At 43.4% G+C, this 22314-nt stretch carries 14 protein-coding genes; 8 read left to right on the top strand and 6 right to left on the bottom strand.

All coding sequences use genetic code 11. The features are described 5' to 3' along the window. Positions 1–35 precede the first annotated feature (35 nt). Genes ACFOWS_RS10925 through ACFOWS_RS10900 form a run of 6 tightly spaced genes read left to right on the top strand, consistent with a single transcriptional unit; the run spans position 36 to position 6715 of the window. Positions 36–1016 (top strand): TRAP transporter substrate-binding protein, encoded by a 981-nt coding sequence (locus ACFOWS_RS10925; RefSeq protein WP_379764403.1) that lies wholly within the window; start codon positions 36–38, stop codon positions 1014–1016. Further along, positions 1016–1474 carry a TRAP transporter small permease gene (locus ACFOWS_RS10920; protein ID WP_379764401.1) on the top strand — a complete coding sequence of 153 codons (459 nt, stop codon included), beginning with the start codon at positions 1016–1018 and terminating at the stop codon, positions 1472–1474. Before ACFOWS_RS10925 ends, ACFOWS_RS10920 begins: the two co-directional genes overlap by 1 nt. Beyond that, complete coding sequence (locus ACFOWS_RS10915) at positions 1453–2775, top strand: TRAP transporter large permease (RefSeq protein ID WP_379764399.1); 1323 nt, start codon at positions 1453–1455, stop codon at positions 2773–2775. Before ACFOWS_RS10920 ends, ACFOWS_RS10915 begins: the two co-directional genes overlap by 22 nt. A gap of 39 nt (positions 2776–2814) precedes the next feature. Beyond that, the gene (locus ACFOWS_RS10910; protein ID WP_379764397.1) at positions 2815–4182 is read left to right on the top strand and encodes a 3-keto-disaccharide hydrolase; all 1368 of its coding nucleotides are present in this window, start codon (positions 2815–2817) and stop codon (positions 4180–4182) included. Position 4183: 1 nt separating this feature from the next. Further along, a complete protein-coding gene (locus tag ACFOWS_RS10905) occupies positions 4184–5512 on the top strand; it encodes a Gfo/Idh/MocA family oxidoreductase (protein ID WP_379764395.1) in 1329 nt (442 codons plus the stop codon). Positions 5513–5518: 6 nt separating this feature from the next. Beyond that, positions 5519–6715, top strand: coding sequence for a Gfo/Idh/MocA family protein (locus ACFOWS_RS10900; protein ID WP_379764393.1), 1197 nt, complete (start codon positions 5519–5521; stop codon positions 6713–6715). 146 nt (positions 6716–6861) lie between these two features. Here ACFOWS_RS10900 and ACFOWS_RS10895 read toward each other — a convergent pair whose 3' ends face one another. The 6 genes from ACFOWS_RS10895 to ACFOWS_RS10870 form a co-directional block, all read right to left on the bottom strand. Continuing rightward, positions 6862–8013 carry a glycoside hydrolase family 16 protein gene (locus tag ACFOWS_RS10895; protein WP_379764391.1) on the bottom strand — a complete coding sequence of 384 codons (1152 nt, stop codon included), beginning with the start codon at positions 8011–8013 and terminating at the stop codon, positions 6862–6864. Positions 8014–8121: 108 nt separating this feature from the next. Beyond that, entirely contained in the window at positions 8122–10305 is a 2184-nt protein-coding gene (locus tag ACFOWS_RS10890; protein WP_379764389.1) for a hypothetical protein, read from the bottom strand. A 38-nt stretch (positions 10306–10343) separates the two neighbouring features. Continuing rightward, on the bottom strand, positions 10344–11957 hold the full coding sequence (locus tag ACFOWS_RS10885; protein ID WP_379764387.1) for a RagB/SusD family nutrient uptake outer membrane protein: 1614 nt from the start codon (positions 11955–11957) through the stop codon (positions 10344–10346). Positions 11958–11967: 10 nt separating this feature from the next. Further along, positions 11968–14937, bottom strand: coding sequence for a SusC/RagA family TonB-linked outer membrane protein (locus ACFOWS_RS10880; RefSeq protein WP_379764385.1), 2970 nt, complete (start codon positions 14935–14937; stop codon positions 11968–11970). A 276-nt stretch (positions 14938–15213) separates the two neighbouring features. After that, on the bottom strand, positions 15214–18012 hold the full coding sequence (locus ACFOWS_RS10875; protein WP_379764383.1) for a helix-turn-helix and ligand-binding sensor domain-containing protein: 2799 nt from the start codon (positions 18010–18012) through the stop codon (positions 15214–15216). Between the two features lie 186 nt (positions 18013–18198). Continuing rightward, positions 18199–18864, bottom strand: coding sequence for an arylesterase (locus ACFOWS_RS10870; RefSeq protein ID WP_379764520.1), 666 nt, complete (start codon positions 18862–18864; stop codon positions 18199–18201). 77 nt (positions 18865–18941) lie between these two features. On the opposite strand from ACFOWS_RS10870, the gene ACFOWS_RS10865 reads away from it, so the two are divergent. Continuing rightward, the gene (locus ACFOWS_RS10865) at positions 18942–19619 is read left to right on the top strand and encodes an ABC transporter ATP-binding protein (protein WP_379764381.1); all 678 of its coding nucleotides are present in this window, start codon (positions 18942–18944) and stop codon (positions 19617–19619) included. After that, positions 19619–22165 (top strand): ABC transporter permease, encoded by a 2547-nt coding sequence (locus ACFOWS_RS10860; RefSeq protein WP_379764379.1) that lies wholly within the window; start codon positions 19619–19621, stop codon positions 22163–22165. The genes ACFOWS_RS10865 and ACFOWS_RS10860 overlap by 1 nt, the downstream gene beginning before the upstream one ends. The last annotated feature ends 149 nt before the right edge of the window (positions 22166–22314 follow it).

The following is a 22314-nucleotide window of genomic DNA, read 5'->3' as shown; positions in this document are numbered from 1 at the left end:
AGCGTGAGTTGATATTACATCAATATTATAGTAAAATGAAACAAACCAAGATTGTTTTTTTATGGATTCTTGCTGTGCAGCTTATGAGTTGTGGACAGGAAAATTCCATAAAGACAATCCGTTTGGCTCATGGTCTTGATGTGAACCACTCGGTGCACAAGGCAATGGTAAAAATGGGGGAGGATATGAAGGAGCTCTCACATGGAAAACTCCGAATCGAGATTTATCCCAGCCAACAACTGGGCACTGAACGTGAGATTTTGGAACTGATACAATTGGGAAGCCTTGACATGACCAAGGTGTCCGTAGCCACCTTGGAGAATTTCGCCCCAAAGACTAGGATTTTGGGACTCCCATACCTGTTTGAAGACCGTGAACATGCCTTTGAGGTGCTGGACGGCCCCATCGGGCAGTCACTTTTGGACAACGCAGAACAATTCAGGTTAAAGGGACTTGGTTACTATGATGCGGGCTTCCGAAGTTTTTACACCGAACATGAACCCATAAAAAGTCCTGATGATCTGAAGGGTCTTAAGGTCAGGGTAATGGAAAGCATAACTGCAATGGACATGGTAAAAAGTTTGGGTGGGTCACCCACGCCCATTTCCTGGGGAGAACTTTATACATCGCTCCAGCAGGGCGTTGTGGACGGGGCAGAGAACAATCCCCCCAGTTTTTATCTTTCAAGACATTACGAGGTCTGTCCCTATTACGCTTTGGACGAGCATACCTTTTCGCCCGACGTGTTGATCGTTGGCACCCAGTTCTGGGACAAGCTAACCCAAGAAGAGCAAAATTGGGTCGATACTGCGGTTAAAAAATCGTTGCAACATCAACGGATTTTGTGGGCCGAATCGGAGGCGGAAGCTTTGCGGGAGGTAAAAAAGGCAGGAGTTGAGATTTCATATCCCAACAAACAACCTTTTAAAGAGATGACCCAAGATATGTACAAAGCGTATGAAGATGACCCCGAACTGAACAGAATGATACAAGAAATCAAATCCCTCGCAGACTAATGGAACTCAAGAAAAAAGTGGACAAAGCTTTGGGGCATATCCTTGTTGTGATTATGGGCCTAATGGTGGTAAATGTGCTCTGGCAGGTGTTCAGCAGATATGTTTTGGGACAGCCCAGTGCCTTCACCGATGAGTTGGCCAGATACCTTATGATATGGTTGGGACTGTTGGGTGCGGCCTACGTTTCTGGTAAGGGTGGCCATGTGGCCATTGACATCCTTGCAAAACGCTCAAGTGAGCAAAAGCAGAGGTTGCTGAAAAGAATGGTCTGTGTCTGTATCATCTTTTTTTGTCTTACAGCAATGGTTATCGGTGGCAGCTGGCTGGTCTATACCACCCATGAACTTAAGCAGCTCTCTCCCGCATTGGGCCTGCCCTTGGCTTATGTTTACTTGGTGGTTCCTATCAGCGGTCTTTTGGTGGTGTACAACAAAACATGGGAAATATTGGAAGCATGAGCATTACGGAATACATACCGCTTCTTGTCTTAATCATAAGTTTTATCGGCCTCTTGGCCATGGGAGCTCCCGTGGCGTGGAGCATCGCCATTTCATCGCTGTTGACTTTGTTGGTCAGTGTGCCCATGTTGCCCGCATTCGCTACCATATCGCAACGCATGGCTACGGGGCTGGACAGTTTTGCACTCTTGGCCATTCCATTTTTTGTGTTATCGGGTGAACTGATGAACCAAGGCGGTATCGCTCATCGGTTGATTGCCTTTGCAAAGACCTTGGTGGGGGCGCTCCCAGGTGGCCTGGCCCTGATAAATGTAATATCAGCCATGCTCATGGGGGCCATTGCAGGGTCTGCTCTGGCGTCCGCATCGGCCATGGGGAGCATACTTGGTCCGGAAATGGAAAAAGAAGGGTATGATAAAGAGTTCGGGGCCGCGGTGAACATTACATCGGCAACCACCGGGCTGGTAATACCCCCCAGTAACATTTTGATTGTATATTCCCTGGCAAGTGGTGGAGCATCCATTGCCGCGCTATTTCTGGCGGGATATATCCCGGGATTGCTAACAGGTCTACTGCTCATGATCGTTGCCATGCTGTGGGCCAAGAAAAAAGGATACGGAAAGGGGGAACGAAGTTCTTTGAAACAGGTTTTCAAGACCTTTATTGATGCCGTTCCAAGCCTATTGCTATTGGTCTTGGTAATTGGTGGAATAGTAGCGGGAATCTTTACCGCCACGGAAGCTTCTGCCATTGCAGTCCTCTACAGCCTATTGTTGGGCTTTGTCTATAAACAGATAAGTTTTGGGAAACTCCCTGAGATCTTTCTTAACGCATCGGCTACTACCGCCATTGTAATGTTGTTGATAGGGGCCTCGATGAGCATGTCCTGGGTGCTGTCATTTGAACATATCCCCCAAGAGATAAGTTCCGGACTTTTGTCCATCACCGACAACAAAATAGCCCTTTTGCTCATCATAAACCTGATATTGCTTTTTGTGGGTATCTTTATGGATATCACCCCCGCAGTGCTCATATTCACGCCCATATTCTTACCCATTGTCACGAAACTGGGAATAGATCCAGTGCACTTTGGAATCATCATGATCTTGAACCTTTGTATTGGGCTGTGTACTCCCCCGGTCGGTTCAGTGTTATTTGTTGGGGTAGGCATTGCAAGAACGTCCATTGAAAAAGTCATAAAACCATTAGTGCCACTTTTTTTAGCAATGATTGTAGCGCTGTTCCTCATAACCTATTTCCCGGGCCTTAGCCTGTGGTTGCCAAGACTATTTGGATTATAATCGATGTAAAATGAAAATAATAAACCAATGATACACAAAATGAGAAAACTAAAATATGGTATTATAGCCCTACTTCTAGGGTGGGGCTGTACCAATGCTCCAAAGGATGACACACCTTGGATTGATTTATTTGATGGTACCTTGAATGGATGGACCCAAAAAGGGGGTGAAGCCAATTATACCATTAAAGAGGATATGATTGTGGGATCAACAGTGCACAATACCCCAAACTCCTTTTTAACCACAGAAAAAATGTATGATGACTTTATTTTGGAGTTGGAATACAAAGTGGATTCTACCATGAATTCCGGAATACAGGTTAGAAGCAATAGCTTTCCGTATTATCAAAATGGAAGGGTACATGGCTACCAGATTGAGATCGATCCTTCAGATAGGGCATGGAGTGCCGGAATTTATGACGAGGGGAGAAGAGGTTGGTTGGTCACTTTGGAAAACAATTCTGAAGCGCAAAAGGCCTTCAAACAAAATGAGTGGAACCATTATCGTATTGAAGCCATTGGCGACACCTTAAGAACGTGGATCAATGGCGTACCCGCAGCCAACTTGATAGATGAAAAAACGGCAAGTGGATTCATTGCCCTACAAGTACACAGTATTGGAAAAGAGCAGAAAGAGGGTACTGAAATCGCTTGGAAGAATATCAAAATTTTAACGGATAGTCTTTCAAAATATACCAAAGAAATGCCATTACCCCCAGTAATCACCAAGAATCAGCTTACCATCAATGAGGTAAACACTGGCTGGGAACTGTTGTGGGATGGTAAGACAACAGAAGGATGGCGCGGTGCCCGGTTGGATGATTTTCCGGACAAAGGCTGGGTCATTGAGGATGGTGTACTCACCGTCCTATCAACGGGAGGGGAAGAATCCGCAGCAGGCGGCGATATTGTGACCACCGAACAGTATGGCGATTTTGAGCTCAAGGTTGATTTTAGATTAACCGAAGGGGCTAATAGCGGCATCAAATACTATGTGAACACAGACTTGAACAAGGGCCCTGGTTCATCTATTGGGTTGGAATACCAAATTTTGGATGATGCTGTCCACCCAGATGCCAAACTGGGCAACCATGAAGGTAGTCGTACGCTCGCTTCGCTCTATGATCTTATTAAAGCCGACCCCAACAAACCAGCGAATCCAATTGGAGAGTGGAACACGGCCCATATCGTCTCCAAGGATAATCATGTAGAGCACTGGCTTAATGGCATGAAGGTTTTGGAGTATGAACGCGGAAGTGATGCCTATAAGAAATTAGTCTCCGAAAGCAAGAATAAGGTATGGCCAAATTTCGGGGAGGCAGCAACTGGCCCTATTTTGTTACAGGATCATGGGGACAGGGTAAGCTTCAAGAATATTAAGATAAAATCCATCAACAAACAGCAATAAAATGACCACAAGACGAGATTTCATCAAAAAAACGACAACAGGGACAGCCGCCGTCACATTGGGAAGCATGGTTCTCCCTTCTTGGGCCAATGCCCATATCCTAGGGGCCAATGATCAAATAAACTGTGCGGTAATTGGAGTAAGGAGTCGAGCTAAAGCGCACGTTTTGGCGATTCACCAAGATGTTAATGCCAAGATTCTGTACAGTTGTGATGTAGACGATACCATAATCGAGGAACACAATGCTTGGTGCCAGAAACATATTGGTTATGTGCCAAAAGTTGAAAAGGATTTTCGAAAAGTACTTGAGGACAAGGATGTGGATGCCATTTTTATAGCTACACCGGAACACTGGCACGCTCCCATGGCTATCATGGGGCTTCAGGCGGGGAAGCATGTCTATGTAGAAAAGCCCTGTAGCCATAATCCATATGAAAATGATCTTTTGGTGGCCGCTCGGAATAAGTATGGAAAAAAAGTTCAGATGGGGAACCAACAACGTTCCGCAAAAACATCGCAATCCGCTGTAGAGGATATCAAAAAAGGAATAATTGGTGAAGTCTTCAAAGGTGAAGCCTATTATTCCAACAACCGTACCTCAATAGGAAATGGAAAATTGATAGACGTTCCGCAGACGTTGGACTGGGAACTGTGGCAAGGCCCTGCACCCAGAGAAAAGTATAGGGATAACATCCACCCCTATAACTGGCATTGGTTCCGAAATTGGGGTACGGGTGAAATCCACAATAATGGTACCCACGAGATTGATATTTGCCGGTGGGCCTTGGGAGTGGATTTACCTGACACGGTAACCTCCTTTGGCGGTAAATATACTTACAATGATGACTGGGAGTTCCCGGACAATCAACAGGTAACCTACACGTTTCCTGGAAATAAGTTCATTACATGGACTTCCCATAGTCGGGGCATCATGAAACCTGAACGACCTGGAAGGGGAATCACCATTTATGGAAGCAAAGGAACCATTGAATTGAGCAGAAACTTTTATAAATTGTATGATCTTGGTGGCAATCCTATCAAAATAGAATATGAAAGAGAGTTGAGCGCTACTACAAACACCCAAGGCATAGGTGGACTGGATGTAGACCATGTGGCCAACTTTTTCAATGCAATACGAAAGGATACCTCTTTGAATTCTGAAATAAGGGATGCCAGTGTTTCCACCATGCTTTGCCATTTGGGGAATATGGCCCATGATGCAGGTCATACACTTCAGGTCGATGCAAAAACCGGAAAGGTTTTAAATAGTGAAAAGGCCATGCAAAGTTGGAAACGGGACTATGAAAAGGGATGGGAACCCAAATTATAATTAACTATGAAGCGACGTGATTTTATTGTAAAAGGTAGTTTGGCCAGTTCGGCGGCACTCTACGCAACTTCGGTTTTGGGGTATGCAACCCAAAGCGCCAATGATACCATTAATATTGGTGTTATTGGAACTGGAGATCGCGGAGGAGGACTTATTCCATTCATCAATAAGATTCCGAATATGCGAGTAGTGGCCTGCTGCGATATCATTCCATTTCGACTTGAATCAGGACTTTCCAGAGTGAATGGAAAAGCGAAAGGCTATTCAGATTACCGAAAACTTTTGGAAGATAAAAATGTAGATGCTGTTTTGGTGGCCACACCGTTTAGTACACATTCCAAAATAGTTGTTGATGCCTTAAAAGCAGGTAAACATGTCTATGGGGAAAAAACCATGGCCAAAGGATATGACGGAATAAAACAATTGGTGGATGCGGCAGAAGCATCCGATAAAATTTTTCAAGCTGGGCACCAATACCACAGTTCTCGATTGTACACCCACATAGTGGATGAAATCAATAAAGGTAAAATCGGAAAAATAACCGCCTTTGAGTGCCAATGGAACAGAAATGGTAATTGGCGTCGACCTGTGCCAGACCCAAAATGGGAACGCATGATCAACTGGCGGATGTACAAGGAATATTCAGGTGGCCTTTTGGCCGAGCTTTGCTCACACCAACTGGATTTTGCCAATTGGGTACTGGGAGCCATGCCCGAAAAAGTTATGGGTGTGGGAGGTATCGATTATTGGAAGGATGGTAGGGAGACCTATGACAATATTCATTTGATATACAGTTACCCCAAAGGGGTAAAGGCATCGTTTACGTGCCTCACAAGCAATGCTATGGGGGATTATAAAGTAAAAGTATTGGGAGATAAGGGTGCTTATATTTTAGATTATGTGAAGGCTTGGTACTATCCAGAGGGAAGCTATCAAAAAGAGATAGGTGAGGTTGATGGTGTTTCTGGTGCCACATTGAATTGGGATGAAGGAAAGGGCATGCCTGTGAATTTTGACCACGAGGACCCTAGTAAACAGGCCTTAATTGACTTTAGGGATAATTTGATGAACAATACCCAGCCCATTTCAAATGCAAAAACTGGTGCCATGGCCGCACTTTGTGTTCAAATGGGATTGGATGCCATGTATGAAAATACCATTGTGGAAACCAAATCAAAAAATGTAAAAGACATATTGGGGTAAACCGGGGATTTAGGCTTGCCATAACTGGCTGACAACAATCAAAGGGAACCCATAAATGAAAAAGGCACAATTCATTGATCAATGAATTGTGCCTTTTTTGATAGTAAGGACATACCTTTTCTAGCTATAGCTTACAATTACTTTTACTATTGATAAATTCGGACATAATCAATTTCCAAGGTATCCTCTGTAAACGTCTCCGGAACTTCACCGCCAAGAGTTCCTCCAATTGCAATGTTCAGAATCAAATAATGTTCATGATTGAAGGGCTTGTTGGTGGAATTTGAAAATTCATAGATCAAGGTATCATCCACATAGGTCTTGATGGATTCGCTGTTCCATTCCACGGAATATACGTGAAACTCGGATGATGCCTCCGTTATGGGAGATTCCCCACCTTCTTCTTTGTATTCTTCCGTATTTAAATCTCCCCAATGAAAATGTGAAATCAAGATATTTTTATCCCATCCGGTCTGTTCCATAATGTCAATTTCACCACTCAAGGGCCACCCAACGCTTCCATATTGATCCCCAAAGTAGTTTCCGGTTTCGTTCACATTAGCCCCCAAGGTCCAAATGGCTGGCCAGGTTCCCGCTTCACTAGGTAGTTTGGCCCGAACCTCAATCCTGCCATAAGTAAAAGCAAGCTTGGCGTTCAATCTGGCAGAGGTATATGCTTTGGTGCTGCCGCTAGCTGAATACTCTTCTTTGAAGGCCTTAATTTTTAACGTCCCATCACTTACAAAAGAGTTTTTGGGTCTATCGGTATAATGTTGCAGTTCATTGTTGTGCCAGCTTCCATTGTTTGGGGGAATGACTTGATGGTGCCATTTTTGAGTGTCTGGACTTCCTTCATATTCAAATTCATCGGAAAAAATCAAAGTGGCAAATGCCTCGTCAGATTTAAAGACTTCAACAGTAACGGTGTTGGTGACAAAATCACCCGATTCTGCATAGGCCCAGGCCACTATGGAATAGGAATGGGTGCCATCTTGGGTGAAGGTGTGTTCAAGGTTTCCTGTCTGACTTTCAATTTGGTCGTCATTTTCAAGTCGAAAGGCATATCTCACAGCATTGGTCGCCGATGCGGTTATTTGAATCCTCCCCGAACCATCCCCCATGGGATTGGCATCATTGGCACCAACAATAGTGACGTCCACGACCAAATCTGAAGGAAAATCATTGGGTTGCGAATCATTGGAACTACATGAGAGGACAAAAACCAAGGTCAAAAGGGATATGTTGAATAAACTCATTTTAAAATTTTGATGAATACGTTTGTTGTTCTTTTTTTTCATAGCATTTTAATTTGGATGTTGACCCCTGCCCAAAGGGCAGGAGTCTTTCCATTGGTAAACTAAACTAACTCAAACTGCTCTCGTTTATTTTTAAGTTCCAATTTCCGATTAGTTGTGAAAGTATACATTGTCCACGAAAAGCGTCATTGATCCAGCCGGCTGTCCCGCATAGATAAGTTGGGCAATGTTGGCCCGCGTGGTCAATCCTGTAAAATCAGAAAGGGGAATGTCCAAGGATAGCCATGTGCCTTGCTCCGGATTGGATATGGTAATTTCGTGTTCCACATCATCACCTCCGCCATCAAAGGCTCCATTGGCCCCAAAATCGACCAGTTTTATTCTGATTTCAGTGGCATCTGCTGTCCAAACATCGGTGTGGAAATGGGTCATTCCTGTAGCATCTATTTGGTTGGCTACCGTTTCAATTCCCACAAAATTTAGATTGCTGTATTTTTTTACGGCATTGCTTGCAACTGAAATGTCCTCCAAGGTTGCTGCTGACCAATCTGTTCTCCAAGTATCTACAGGAACATCGGTATAGACATCACTGAACAGTGAAATCACATTGGCTTCAGGAACCGTTGGGTCGGTCGCTGCCGAAGTAGGTTCCGTGGCCGGAGGATTGTAGAAATAAATATTGTCCAAATAAATGGTTCCGTTTCCGTCAAACTTCAATTGGATGACATCGGTAAGGTCCACAACACCGGAAAACTCGGTTAGAGGGATGTCCACACTTACCCATTCTCCGGTAGTGATGGCAAAAGAGTGTGGGGTCTCAGCGGGCCCTGAACTGATTAGGTAACCGTTGAGTTCAGATGAATCGGCGGTCCAATAGTCCACATGGAGCATGGTCATTCCCGAAACATCCAGTGGTGACGCGAACTGTGTTCCCTGATAGTTCAAGTTTGCATATTTTAAAGTGTTGTTGCCCGCGATATCCTCTTGGGTAACGATGGTGGCTTGCCCCCATGCTGGGTTGAAGTCCGTTCCGGCAACATTGGTATATGTGTCACTAAAGACAGAAATCACATTTGCTTCGGGAACAGTGGGTACCGGCGCTCCAGATATAGGTTCGGTGGAGACACCTGCTTCATTGTAGAAGAAAACGTTGTCCACAAAAACTGTATTTTGTTTGGAGGGCGCCCCAACAAAAATCAGTTGTGAAATATGGGCTCGTGTGGTCAAACCGGTAAAATCAGATAATGGAATATCCAAACTTACCCATTCTTGTTGGGTTGGGTTTTCAAATACAATTTCGTGCTCGGTGTCGTCCCCACCATCAAAAGTGCCATTTGGTCCAAAATCCACCAGTTTAATTCTGAATTCGGTGGCATCGCCCGTCCAAATATCGGTATGGAAATGGGTCATACTGGTAGCATCTATTTGATTGGCTACGGTCTCGACACCGACAAAGCTCAACTCACTGTATTTTTTAACGGCGTTGCCTTCAATGGTGATATCCTCCAAGGTGGCATCGGACCAATCTGTTCTCCAAGTATCCACGGGAACGTTGGTATAGGCATCACTGAAGAGCGAAATCACCTCCAATGGGTCAATGGTTGGGGCAGGGGCCGCAGTGGTAGGTTCGGAGGTTTCCCCCGGTTCTTCCACTTCGCCACCTTCACTCATCACAATATCATCAAAATAATGGGTTGTGGGTGCATCTTTTGGCCCGTTAAAGTCAAAGAACAAAACCAATCTGTCAAATTTATCCGAATCACTGGGTGAAAAAACAAAGGAAAGCTCTTCCCATGCATCGCCAACCGTGGTCTCCGCTTGCACTTCTTTGGAAATGGAACCATCAGCACTGTCCTCAAATTTCAACAATACAATTTGGTCCGCCGCTGGGGAATATACTTTTATGTTGACGGTCTGCATTTCAGTGAAATCGACCTTGCTGGCCAGGTCAAAGAAAAAACCGGCCCATGGTTCCACACCATCGGTTTGGTCATACTGTACCACTTTTTCAGAAGTATTTATGCCCGATGCATCAGGATTCTCCACATATTCCAAGGTGAACGATCCATCTTTTTCCCCAAAAAAAGTAACCTCGGGACCACCGCATTCAAAATCGATGCCCTCTGCAATTTCAGGTACAATGGTAGAAAATGTGCATCCTTCACCTGGTTCTGGTTCCGGCTCGGGCTCAGGAGCCACGTATGCCGAAGGAGGAGGGGTGTCATCCTCAACTTCGCAGGAAAGTATAGTGCCCAACATACCCAGCACACCTAATATGGATAGAAAGGGCAGTCTTGAACGTAATCTCTTGCTGTTTGTGCTATACTTGTTCATTTTTTGCTGTTTTAATTAATCTTCTTTTGCACTGACGATTAGTTGTACCCTTCATTTTGAGGGTAATTGGGCCCTAAAAGGTCCATTTGTTGCTGCGGAATGGGCCAGTTCTCCATATATTCCCTAAGCAAAACTTTGGGATTACCTTCTGGATATGATTCGTTCATGTTGTCGTTGTTCATGTGATCCAAAAGGAATTCATACAGTTTTCCAGTTCTTTTCAAGGTGAACCAACGTTGTCCTTCAAAGGCCAATTCGCGTGCTCCTTCGTCCAAAATAGCCTGAAGGTCGATGCTATTGACTGGGTCTGTATTGGCCCTTTCCCTAACGGCATTCAGGTATTCCAAGGCCTTTGTGGTGTTGTTCGCCATCATGTGCGCTTCAGCACCGATCAAATAGGTTTCTGCCAATCTATAGATCATGATGTTTTTGAAATGGTTACGATCTGTGGGCTCTACGGTCTCATCAAAAAACTTCAACACCCCGGGGTTTTGTCTTCGGTAATACAGCATGAACTCATTTTGGTCGGTCTCGCTGTTTTCGTACAAATCCAACGGGTCACCCAACTCTTTGCCTGGGGGAAGTGCACTTTCATCATTATAGGCATACTCGAAAATGTAATAGGTATTGTTTTTTCGATTGTCATCTGGGTCTTCGTTGAGCAAGTCTATTATGTATTGGTTTAACGAGATGAAACCTGCCCCTGCACCACCGTTTTCAACGGATTGGATAAGTCCTGGAGCATCAGAATAGGCTGAAACCATGTTCCAACTCATAATATGTTGGCTGCCTCCTCCAATGGTCTCCCTTTCAAAATTGATGGCAAACAACGTTTCAGAGTGGTCCAATTCCCCAGCAAATACTTCTTCTGTGGCCACCAAACTGTGGTTGCCGCTGGTGATGATGGCATCAGCTTGTGCAGCGGCCTCGGTCCAATCCTCTTCCCACAAGGCCACCATGGCTCTTAGATGCCGTGCGGCTCCCTGTCCCCATCTGCCAAATTGCTCTGGATTGTAATCCAAATTATCGATGGCAAAATCCAAATCGGACCGTAGCAAGGAGAAAATCTCTTCAACCGAGGATTTGTCCTGGGGGACATCGAAGGCATTTTCAGGGGTGGTGGGTTCCGTGGTAATGAAAATATTGTTGAACAGCCTGTAGAGGGAAAAATAGGCATTGGCCCGCATACATTTGGCTTCGGCCAAAATCTGATTTTTGCGGCTTTCGTCTATGTCCTGTAAGTTTTCCGCCCCTCTAATAATGGCGTTGCAACGGTCCACAATTCTGTAATGGTGCACCCAGTGGGCATTGATACCGGAAGTGGTTCCAAAATCACCCAAACTGGCTCCCCACAACAATCGACTATAGAGCGATACCTCCCCGGTTATCCCAACACCAAGGTCGCTCTTTGCTTGAAGAATCAAGGGATATGTACCGTTTAAACTAAGGTCTTGATAAATTTCCCGGTTAAGGCTGTAGAGCCCTACCACGGCTGACTCCAATCCTTCAGGGGTGGTGTACAGGAAATCCACGGAGGTATTGGAACGTAGCTTATCTTCTAAAAAATCCTTTTCACAGGAAGAGAGCATTGCAACAGCAAAAACTACTGCAAAGATTCTTTTTGATACTATATTAAGGTTCATATTTTTCATATCAATTTTTTTAAAATCCTAATTTGACACCTAAGGTTATGTTTCTGGTCTCTGGGAAAGCGGTTTCAAATCCGTTGATTGGGTTCTGCTCTGGGCTGTACGACCTAAAATCGGTGAATGTGAACAGATTTGTCCCGGTTAGATAGAATTTGGCACTTTGTAACCCTATTTTGGAGAAAGTCCTTCTGGGGACGTTATACCCTAGTGTCAAGGTGCGCAAACGAACATAGGAAGCATCCCTCACCGCAAATGGGAACAAGTGCAAATGCGTGTCCGGTTTTGGTCTTGGGTATTCTGTGGAGGGGAATTCGGGCGTGTAGTATTTGGCCCTGATTCCATTTATGGCCCCTTTCCAAAGTTCGCCGTTGGCTAGGACCGGATTTAACCTAGTAGCTCCTTGGACAATATAAATATCAGCGAACAGGTCAAAGTTTTTATAGGTAATGGTATTGGTAATGGAACCGTACCAGTCTGGGTCTGTATTGGTGAATACATTGTCCCTGTCGTCAATTTGACCATTTCCATCCTGATCAACGACCCTAACATCCCCAGGCTGCGCCAATGGATTTCCAGAGCTTGCAATATCGTCACCTTCTTGATAGATACCATCGTATTTGGGCAACCAGATATTGTTGATGGATTGTCCTACGGACAACCTTCTGCCAAACGTATCGGTTATATCGATTTGGTTTCCTTCCTCATCCAGTTCTCCTGTAAGTGAAATTACTTTGTTTCGGTTTCGTGAGAAAATCAGTCCCAAAGACCATGTAAAATTCTCTTTCCGAATAAAATTGGTATTCAATGTGGCCTCAATACCTTGGTTTTCCAGTTCGCCAACATTGAATCGGATTACATTGAAACCTGTTGTTCCTGCAATGGAACGGTCCAAGAGCAAATCAGTAGTGTTTGCTTTATAATATTCAAAAGTTCCCTCAAAAAGGTTGTTGAAAAGCCTAAAATCGAGTCCTGTATTCAAAGTGGCAGTCGTTTCCCACTTTAAGTTGGGATTGGGCAAACGGGAAGATGCTGTTGCGCCGGCCACTGTTTGATCACCAAATACATAAGGGCGGTCATCAGCCACTCCCAAGGATTCCAATGGATTGATACCTTGGTTTCCTGTAGCACCGTAACTTACCCTAAATTTCATTTCATTGATGGCATCCACATTTTGCATAAAGGGTTCATTGTGCATTTTCCAGGCAACAGAGGCCGCAGGGAAGAAGCCCCATTTGTTGTTTTCGGCGAATACGGAGGCACCATCGGCACGTGCCGTAGCTTCCAAAAGGTAACGGTCCAAATATCCGTAGCGCAGTCTTCCCAGAAAGGAAAGCAGTCTTCGTTGGGAAACATCCCTGAAATTATTGAGCAGGGTAGTGGCATTGCCATTGTAAAGCAAGGCATCATTAGTGAAACCAGACTTGTCTATTTGTGTATACTCATTGCTCTGTTCGTCAAAAGCATGAACAAAGGTTAGGTTTAAATCGTGGTTATCATTGATTTGTGGGGTGTAGTCCACGATGTTCTCCACAAGAACTTGTTTAAACAGGGTGTTGGATAATACACCAAGGCCGTCAATGCCTTCATCCCCTCCTGAGTGCAATGAGGTTCGATAAAGTCCTCTATTGGTATTTCTGTTTCTTAAGAAGGTTTTTAGGGTGTAGCTTAGGTTGGGTGTAAAATTGTACACCAAACTTAAATTGACGTCGGTTAGGTTAATCTTGGTGTCATCGGTAGATTCCCGTTGGTCCCATAAGGGATTCACAGCGGTGTTTGATGGGCCTAAATAGAACTTCACAAGTTCACCTTCGTCATCAAATGGTTTTGCCAACGGGGTAATGGTGGTAAAGTTAAGTCCTCCGGTCTCTCTATCCTGAGTGGCATTCTGATAGTTAAGAATTCCTCGGAAGAGAAGTTTATCCGTTAGCTTTTGCTCTATGTTCAATTTAAAAGTACCCCTGTCGAATCCTGAATTTGGAATGATACCTTCTTGGGTAAAATAGTTTACGCTGGAGTAGACCTTGGTTTTTTCACTTCCTGCCGAAAAGCTCAAAGAGTGACTTTGTATAACGGCATCTCGTAACACCAAGTCTTCCCAGTCCACAAAGTTTTGGTTTTCTATGGCTTCCAATTCAAAAGGGGAGAAAATATTCTCATCACTCAGATAAGCACCGGTAAACCTGTTTCTGTTGGCTTCCCTTCTAAGGTCAATGAATTGTTGTCCATCATATTGATTGAAGTTTTTGGTCAAGGTTTGCACCGTGGTATACCCATGGTAGTCTATAGTTGCCTTTCCGATTTTTCCGGATTTGGTAGTGACCAAAATTACACCGTTCGATGCCCTTGACCCGTAAATGGCCGTAGAAGAAGCATCTTTAAGAATTTCAATATTGGCGATATCGTCTGGGGCCACATCATTAAGGTTGTCAAAGGGCAATCCGTCCACAATGATCAGTGGGGAGTTTCCATTGGGTGCCACGGAAACATTACCTCTAATAACAATGTTTGAGTTACCACCTGGTCGGGCATCGGCCAAGTTTACCTGAACGCCGGCGGCCCTACCACGGAGCATCTCAGATACGTTGGTTGTGGGGACACTGGTGGCTTCCTCCACTTCCACACTTGCCACGGAGCCTACTACGTTACTTTTCTTTTGGGTACCGTAACCAACCACAATGACTTCATCTAAAGCTTCAGTGTCTTCACTAAGAACAATGCTCATTACATTCTGTGTTCCCACAAGGACTTCTTGGGTTTCAAACCCAACATAACTGAAAACCAGAGTATCGTTGTTTGATACATCTTCTATGGTGAATTCCCCATCAAAATTGGTGACCACACCGTTTGTGGTTCCCTTCACAAGTACATTTACCCCCGGTATGGGACCGGTAGCATCGGATACTGTACCGGTAACGGTCTTTGCTTGTGAAAATCCATAAGCTGTACATAGGAGCACCATTAATTTTACAATGCCATATCTCATTTTAGAGCGATTTTGTTTGAAGGTAAAATTAGGGGGCTTAACGTATTCTTAACAAAGGATTCACCTCTATAAAAAACCTACATCAGCAAATTTTAAGGCCCAAAATTGATTATTTGATATAATAAGGCCTCAAAACATAAGGAATTACAAATATTTAGCGGTTTTGACGAGTTCTTTTAAAATCGGGTAAAGTAATGTGAAAATCAACTGAAGTAGAGTTGATGTAGAGGTATTTTTAAGATTTGTAGAGTGGAGAAGATAGAAAGTAGAGTTGCGCTAAAAATTTAAAATATAGTCTGTAAGGTTATTTTGGTGTGGAAGGTTAAACTTTTTGCGAAGCCGATAGCGCTTCATTTCTACACTTTTTACCGAGATGTTGAGGAGGGGGGCTATCTCTTTTGATGAGAGGTTCAACCGTAAATAAGCGCACAATCGTAAATCATTGTTGGTAAGGTCCCCGTGCTTGGATTTTATCCTTTTAAGGAAATCTTTATCGGCGTTGTTGAAGGCATCCTCAAAAAATTTCCAGTCGTCTTCACTATTGATGTTTTGATCTATTTCCTTGATAACGGTCTTAATGCTTCTTCCCTTGTCAGAAATGCTGTTCAATTGGGATTTTAAATGGGACAGGAACTTGTTCTTTTTAAGGATACTCATGGTTGAAATGGCCAGCTCACGATTCTTGTTTTCAATTTCATCCTGAAGCTTATCGTTGAGTATCTGCGCAATCCGTTCCTTTTCCTGAAGTTTTCTACGCTCCAGTTCTTTTTCGTTCTTTTTGATCAGCGATTCTTGTTTTTTGCGGTAATATCTTTTGTACAATCTATGGACCAAGATGAACAATAGTGACAGGGCCAGCACATAAACCACAATGGCACTGTTGGATAGATGCCAAGGTCTCGCTATGGAAAACTCATAAGAAGCCATATTTTCGGTAGGAACGTTGCCAACCATTGCCCTAACCCTAAAGGAATATTCACCAAAGGGTAGATTTTTAAAGGTGGTCTCAGGAACTTCGGACCATTCACTCCATTCGTTGTAAATCCCCTCCAATTTATGTTGATATCGTACCTCGGTATATTTATCGAACTCTGTTACACCATACTCAAATTTTATGTTGTTGTTGGAATAAGTGAACTCGCCAACGGATTGAGGGGAAATCTTAGTGGAGGCATTTCGGTAATCACCATAATAAATGGCATTTATTTTTATGGTATTGGTGATGGAGGTGACCCTGTCCAAATCTAGGGTAACATAACCGTTGGAACTTCCTATGAGATATTCATTGTCCGCTATTCTGGAGATATTCTCAAACCCTGAAACACCAAGATTGCTCCTCAAAGTGCTTGGAATGGGAATTTTGCTAGTGCTCAATTTACCACTTAAGGTGCTTTGGGAAATATATTTGATGCCATTTTCGGTGAAAAACCAGAGCTTTTGCCCTGTGGTATCCGGTATAATAATACTGATAGGGTTCCCATCCTCTGCAAAGATCATTTGGGTCAATGTGCTGTCCAAAGTAATCTCGTTTAAACGATTTTTTAAGGTGTAAACGCCAGTATAGGTCTTGTAATATAACTGATTCTTAAACATAAATATATTGGAACTGTGACCAACCGGTTCCTTATTGACCACTTTTTTTGGTCGCTCCAGATTATTGTCCAATTCAATATGGTATAGCCCCTTTTGCTCATGGTTTACCACAATTTCCAAGGAGTCCACAATCTCAAAAAATCGACTGGAAATGCTAAAATCCTCAATGGTATTTCGCAGTTGCCAAGAGCCTGTTTTCTTTTCCAAAACGCTGAGGCCATTATAATTTCCCTGTAGAATAAGGTCGGGATTGCTTCTTATGGGTTTTACACCCCACGTTCCCGGAAAATCGGAAACCAGTGTTGCACGGTTCTCATTTACTACAAAAGTACCGCTGTTATGTCCACAAAAAATGGTGGAATCCACCAACTGCAGGTTCCAGACCTGACCTTCGGTCCCTCTCACTAACTTGAATTCTTCCGAAGTGTCCTCCCTTCTATAGAAGAGTCCTTGGTTGGTGCCCAAATACAAATAGCCGTTATGGTTGAGTGCTGCATAGACCAACCCAATGTTTCCCAATTTGTCCGTATACTCGTTAAAAGGTGAGTAGAGGTTGATGACACTTATGCCATTGTCGAGCCCCAACCACAAATTATGGTCCATGTCCTCAAACAGCGATAGCACGGTATTGTTGTTGAGCCCTTTTGCTTGATTGATGTTACGTATTAACCGCCCACCCGATGACACATGGTAAAAGCCATTTGATATGCTGCCAAGCACATAGGAGCCATCATTTAAACGGATGCTGCTGTACAACTTTACGTTCAGCAAATCCAGATCTATTGACCATGGTGATAGCGACTCAAAATCGTATCGGTAAAAATGGGCATCTTCGGTAACAATTAATAGCTCTTCGCCCAGATCATAAATTCCAATTATAGATCGGTTTGCCAAAATGGGGTGGTCGTCCACAAGTATGGGTACCCCGTTTTCAATGGTAAAAAGACCTTGCTTCGCCTTTTGAAAATAAACTTTTCCCTTTACCAAATTAAGATTGGCCTTGGCAGAATTGGCCTCGATAACCTTGAAGTTGTCCTCTAATTGATCGTAGATATAGATACGGTCCAAGGATTGAAATAGCACCCAGTGATCCAAGGCAAGAATGTCCCAAAACTCCTCATCTTCAGAAAGAGGCATCTTCAATCGTTCGGATAACGAGGTATATAAAAGTTGGCCAGTTTCGTCCTTTGTCCAGAACCCAAACTCACGGTAAGAACCTACATATATGTGGTCGTTGACCACTTTTATGGATCGAATAATAGATGAGGAGGGAAGGTTATATCTGTGCCATCTAGTTCCATCAAACTCCAAAAGGCTAGTATGGTTGGCCACATAGATGTTCTTGGAACTTGATTGGGAAATGCCCCAGTTTTGATATTCGCCATTGTACTCCTTTGGTGTAAAATTTTGAATAGGGGGCAACTCTTGGGAAAAGAGATTGAAATTGCAGAATGCCAGAATAAAAATGATAATTGGCCTCAATCCATGTGGTTTTAGTCAAGTACTGATACCCATTGAAGATAAAAAATATGAACAATTCTTGCCAAAAAAAGAGTAAAAATCCATGTCGAAAATGGACTCACATACCATCCTTTGTCTTTATCCGTGCTGCCATGTCCTTGTAACCCATTGCTTCCAAGGTACCTGAACTTCGGATTTTTAAACCCATTATAGAAGGGGACCTAAGACCTCCCAAACATTGTCGGCCACTATTTTTTGCCCTTCAACAGTAGGATGTATGCCATCACTTTGGTTAAGGTCAGGTATTCCGGCAACATTCTCCAATAGAAACGGAATTAAGTATACGTTTTCTTTTTCGGCCAATTCGGGGAATATATTTTCAAATCTAGACGTATATTCAAGACCCATGTTTGGCGGGATTTTCATTCCTGCCAAAATAATTTCCGCTTCAGGCAGCTTTTCCTGAACCATATCTACCATGGCTTGCAGATTTGACTCGGTTTCATTCAGTGGAACACCGCGGAGACCATCATTCGCACCTAATTCAATAATAACTATGGAAATACCATCTTCAAGCACCCAATCCAACCGATTCTTTCCGCTTGCTGTGGTTTCACCTGATAAACCGGCATTGATAACGCGATACTCCAAACCCAATGAATCAATTCTATGTTGAATTAGGATCGGAAAGGCTTCTCCCATTTCAAGACCATATCCCGCGGTTAGACTATCACCAAAAAAAAGAATTTTCTTTTTGGAATCACTTGAAGAGGCCTTTGTTTCAGTTTCAACATTAGATTCTTCCTGATTTTTTTTCTCTGAGGTTTTTCCACCGCACCCCAAAAGTAGGAGAGTCAAAAAATAACAAAACATTAACTGCTTGCGTTGCTGAGGAATTTTTCTGATGAAGGTCAATTTTAGTATTTTGAGAGTTTTAACCAAAAGCATATATGTCAAAGATATTAAAAGTTCAAAACCTCCATAAGACATATCGGAGCGGAGAACACGACCTCAATGTACTAAATGATGTTTCTTTTGAAGTGGAGCGTGGCGAAACATTTGCCATTGTGGGTCCGTCGGGTAGCGGAAAGACCACACTACTGGGGTTATGCGCAGGTCTTGATATTAGCAACGAAGGGAATATATGGTTATGTGGTGAAAATTTGGCAGAACTTGATGAGGATGGAAGGGCTAGGTTAAGAAATGAGAATATAGGCTTTGTGTTTCAGGATTTTCAACTATTACCCACCCTAACGGCTTTGGAAAATGTGATTGTGCCTTTGGAACTTCAAGGCATAAAAAAAGCTGCAGTACATGGAAGGGAACTGTTGGCAAAAGTTGGATTGGAAGATCGTGATTCACATTACCCTTCGCAGCTCTCGGGAGGGGAACAGCAGCGTGTGGCCTTGGCCCGCGCGTTTGCCAATAAACCTTCCATTTTATTTGCCGATGAGCCTACCGGGAATCTGGATGACGAAACCGGTGCCAAGATTGAAAAATTGTTATTTGAACTCAATAAAGAACAAGGAACCGCTTTGGTAATAGTGACGCATGATTTGGAGTTGGCTCAAAAGACCGACAAAAGTATTCGGCTACGATCCGGTAAAATTGAGGAAAGTTATAGTTGATGCAGGTAGGGCAGAAAAAACGCACAGGAATAGGGTGGTTGTTTAAGATGGCATGGCGAGACGGAAAAGCAAGCTTTGGCAAGCTTTTGTTGTTTATTTTTTCCATTACGTTGGGGGTTGCTGCAGTTGTTAGTGTACATTCCTTCAGCGGGTTGCTCAAAGAAAATATTTCATCACAATCCAAAGAACTTCTAGGTGCCGATTTTGTCATTGAAAGTGATAAGCCGGTCAATGATAGGGTCATTGGAATTATGGATTCTCTGGGTGGGGCTGATGCCAAGGAAATCAATTTTCTTTCCATGGGCGCTTTTCCAGGGAATGAAGGCACTAAACTGATGGAGGTCCGGGGTGTTGAAGCTGGTTTCCCCTTTTATGAAGGTTTGGAAGCCAATCCAAGTTCAGCTAAAGATGATTTTCGAGAAAATGGAGCATTGGTGGATGCCACCACCATGATTCAATTCGATTTAAAAGTAGGGGATAGTATAAAACTTGGAGCGGTAACATTTCCCATTGTCGGAGCTTTAAAAACAGTTCCAGGGAGTAATTCAGTCTTTGGTGCCATTGCCCCTCCGGTATTGATTCCATACAATTATATCGAAGCCACAGGTCTTGTACAAACAGGAAGCCGTATCGACTACAAGTATTATTTTAAAGCGAATGAAGGTCAGGATATGGAGTTACTTGAAGATGAGCTTGACCCTGTCCTCGACAATGAAGATGCTGATATTGATACGCATGTATCCGAAGCAAGGCGTATGGGGAGACGGTATGAAAATTTTGGAAAGTTCTTGAATCTGGTGGGATTTATTTCGCTTTTGTTGGGTTGTGTTGGTATCGCAAGCGGAATGAGCATTTACATTCGGATGAAATTAAAGTCCATTGCTGTTCTTAAATGTTTGGGAGCCACCAAATGGCAGAGTTACCTCATATTTTTTGTTCAAGTTGCCTGTATGGGGCTTATTGGCGGATTGTTGGGTAGTTTGGCAGGTTATTTTATTCAGCGGTTGTTCCCGGTATTGCTAGGGGACTTGCTTCCTGTGGACGTTGGGATTTCCCTCTCTTTACAAAGTATAGTATTGGGAGTTGCTTTGGGCATAACCATGTCGGTTCTCTTTGCATTGTACCCTTTGATAAAGACATTGTACGTTTCCCCATTGCAGACATTACGAGTGGTAGAAGAGAAGAGGACTCGTTCCTTCAAGTCTACCATTTTAGTTGGAGCGGCGATTGTCCTGTTTGTGCTTGGGTTTTCGTATTGGCTTTTGGGTGATTTGGAACGGTCGCTGTTCTTTGTATTGGGTTTAATCGTAGTTTTCTTGATTCTAACCGGAGTGGCCCAATTTTTTATGGGCCTTTTAAAGCGATTTTTCCCTTATTCGTGGAGTTTTACGGCCCGCCAAGGCCTTCGAAATCTGTTTAGGCCACAGAATCAGACCCTTATTTTAGTACTGGCCATCGGTATTGGAACATTCCTGATTAGTACCTTGTATTTCACCAAGGACATGCTCTTGCAAAAAGCAACTATAGAAGATAGGGCCAATAGTGCTAACATGATTTTGATGGACATTCAAACTGAACAATCAAAATCCATCGCCAACACAATTACATCATCGGGATTGCCGGTAATCGATGAAATCCCCATCGTGACCATGCGGGTTGAAACCTTGAAAGGAAAGCATGTGGAGGAAATCCGAAAAGATACCACTTCACAAGTGAGCCGTTGGATATTAAATCATGAGTTCAGGGTAACCTACAGGGACAGTCTTATTGGTTCTGAGCAAATTGTTGAAGGTGAGTGGGCTGCCTCTTCCGGTAATGGTTCAAATGTTCCCATTTCGGTGAGTGAAGATTTTGCGAATAGAGCCATGGTAACTGTGGGAGAAAAGGTCAGTTTCAATGTTCAAGGCAGAATAATGGACACAGAAGTAAGAAGCATCCGGCAGGTGGATTGGAGTAGGTTACAACCCAACTTTTCTGTGGTATTTCCTTCAGGGGTTCTTGAAAATGCCCCTCAATTTAGGGTCATGACCACAAGAACAACAAATGATGAGAATTCCGCTCAATTGCAACAAAAACTGGTTAGGCAGTTCCCGAATGTTTCCATTTTAGACCTTAATCGAATGCTGACCCTTTTAGAAGACATACTCGGAAAAATAAGCTGGGTTATCAATTTTATGGCGTTTTTCAGCATTTTTGTGGGCGTGGCGGTTCTGATGGGTGCGATTTACAGTAGTAAGCACCAACGCGTAAAGCAAGGTGCGCTGTTACGCACACTAGGGGCGAAAGGGACACAGATTTTAAGCATAATTTCCATTGAATATGCCGTATTGGGATTCTTGGGTGCGTTCATGGGAGTCATACTGGCCGTGATTGCCAATGCTTTGTTGGCATATGCACTTTTTGAAACAACTTTTGCCCCTTCCATAGTTCCCTTCGTAATCATTATGCCATTAATTATCTTACTTGTTTTTGTGCTAGGGGTGGGAAACAGTCTGGGTATCGTCCGAAATTCACCGTTGGTTGTTCTGAGAAAAGAGAAGGAATAAAGGAATCAAAACCAAATTTATAGCGATTTGTTTGATATTGAACATAAGTGTGTTAAATAAACACTTATCTTGTGTGTTCATTTTGGATAAATATGATGAAGCTTGTAAAAAAGCTCAACGGTGATTGATTTAGGAATGGTCAAAAGAAC

It is taken from the genome of Flagellimonas marina (assembly GCF_042651185.1).
GTDB classification, from domain to species: domain Bacteria; phylum Bacteroidota; class Bacteroidia; order Flavobacteriales; family Flavobacteriaceae; genus Flagellimonas; species Flagellimonas marina.
The sequence above is the reverse complement of the archived record's forward strand: the minus strand, read 5'-3'. Positions and strand labels throughout refer to the sequence as shown.

Coding starts and splice junctions, on each gene's coding strand:
- ACFOWS_RS10865 (WP_379764381.1), top strand. CDS start 18,942: ATGTCAAAGATATTAAAAGTTCAAAACCTCCATAAGACATATCGGAGC.
- ACFOWS_RS10905 (WP_379764395.1), top strand. CDS start 4,184: ATGACCACAAGACGAGATTTCATCAAAAAAACGACAACAGGGACAGCC.
- ACFOWS_RS10910 (WP_379764397.1), top strand. CDS start 2,815: ATGAGAAAACTAAAATATGGTATTATAGCCCTACTTCTAGGGTGGGGC.
- ACFOWS_RS10860 (WP_379764379.1), top strand. CDS start 19,619: ATGCAGGTAGGGCAGAAAAAACGCACAGGAATAGGGTGGTTGTTTAAG.
- ACFOWS_RS10895 (WP_379764391.1), bottom strand. CDS start 8,013: ATGAAAAAAAAGAACAACAAACGTATTCATCAAAATTTTAAAATGAGT.
- ACFOWS_RS10900 (WP_379764393.1), top strand. CDS start 5,519: ATGAAGCGACGTGATTTTATTGTAAAAGGTAGTTTGGCCAGTTCGGCG.
- ACFOWS_RS10870 (WP_379764520.1), bottom strand. CDS start 18,864: ATGTTTTGTTATTTTTTGACTCTCCTACTTTTGGGGTGCGGTGGAAAA.
- ACFOWS_RS10925 (WP_379764403.1), top strand. CDS start 36: ATGAAACAAACCAAGATTGTTTTTTTATGGATTCTTGCTGTGCAGCTT.
- ACFOWS_RS10885 (WP_379764387.1), bottom strand. CDS start 11,957: ATGAAAAATATGAACCTTAATATAGTATCAAAAAGAATCTTTGCAGTA.
- ACFOWS_RS10915 (WP_379764399.1), top strand. CDS start 1,453: ATGGGAAATATTGGAAGCATGAGCATTACGGAATACATACCGCTTCTT.
- ACFOWS_RS10890 (WP_379764389.1), bottom strand. CDS start 10,305: ATGAACAAGTATAGCACAAACAGCAAGAGATTACGTTCAAGACTGCCC.
- ACFOWS_RS10920 (WP_379764401.1), top strand. CDS start 1,016: ATGGAACTCAAGAAAAAAGTGGACAAAGCTTTGGGGCATATCCTTGTT.
- ACFOWS_RS10880 (WP_379764385.1), bottom strand. CDS start 14,937: ATGAGATATGGCATTGTAAAATTAATGGTGCTCCTATGTACAGCTTAT.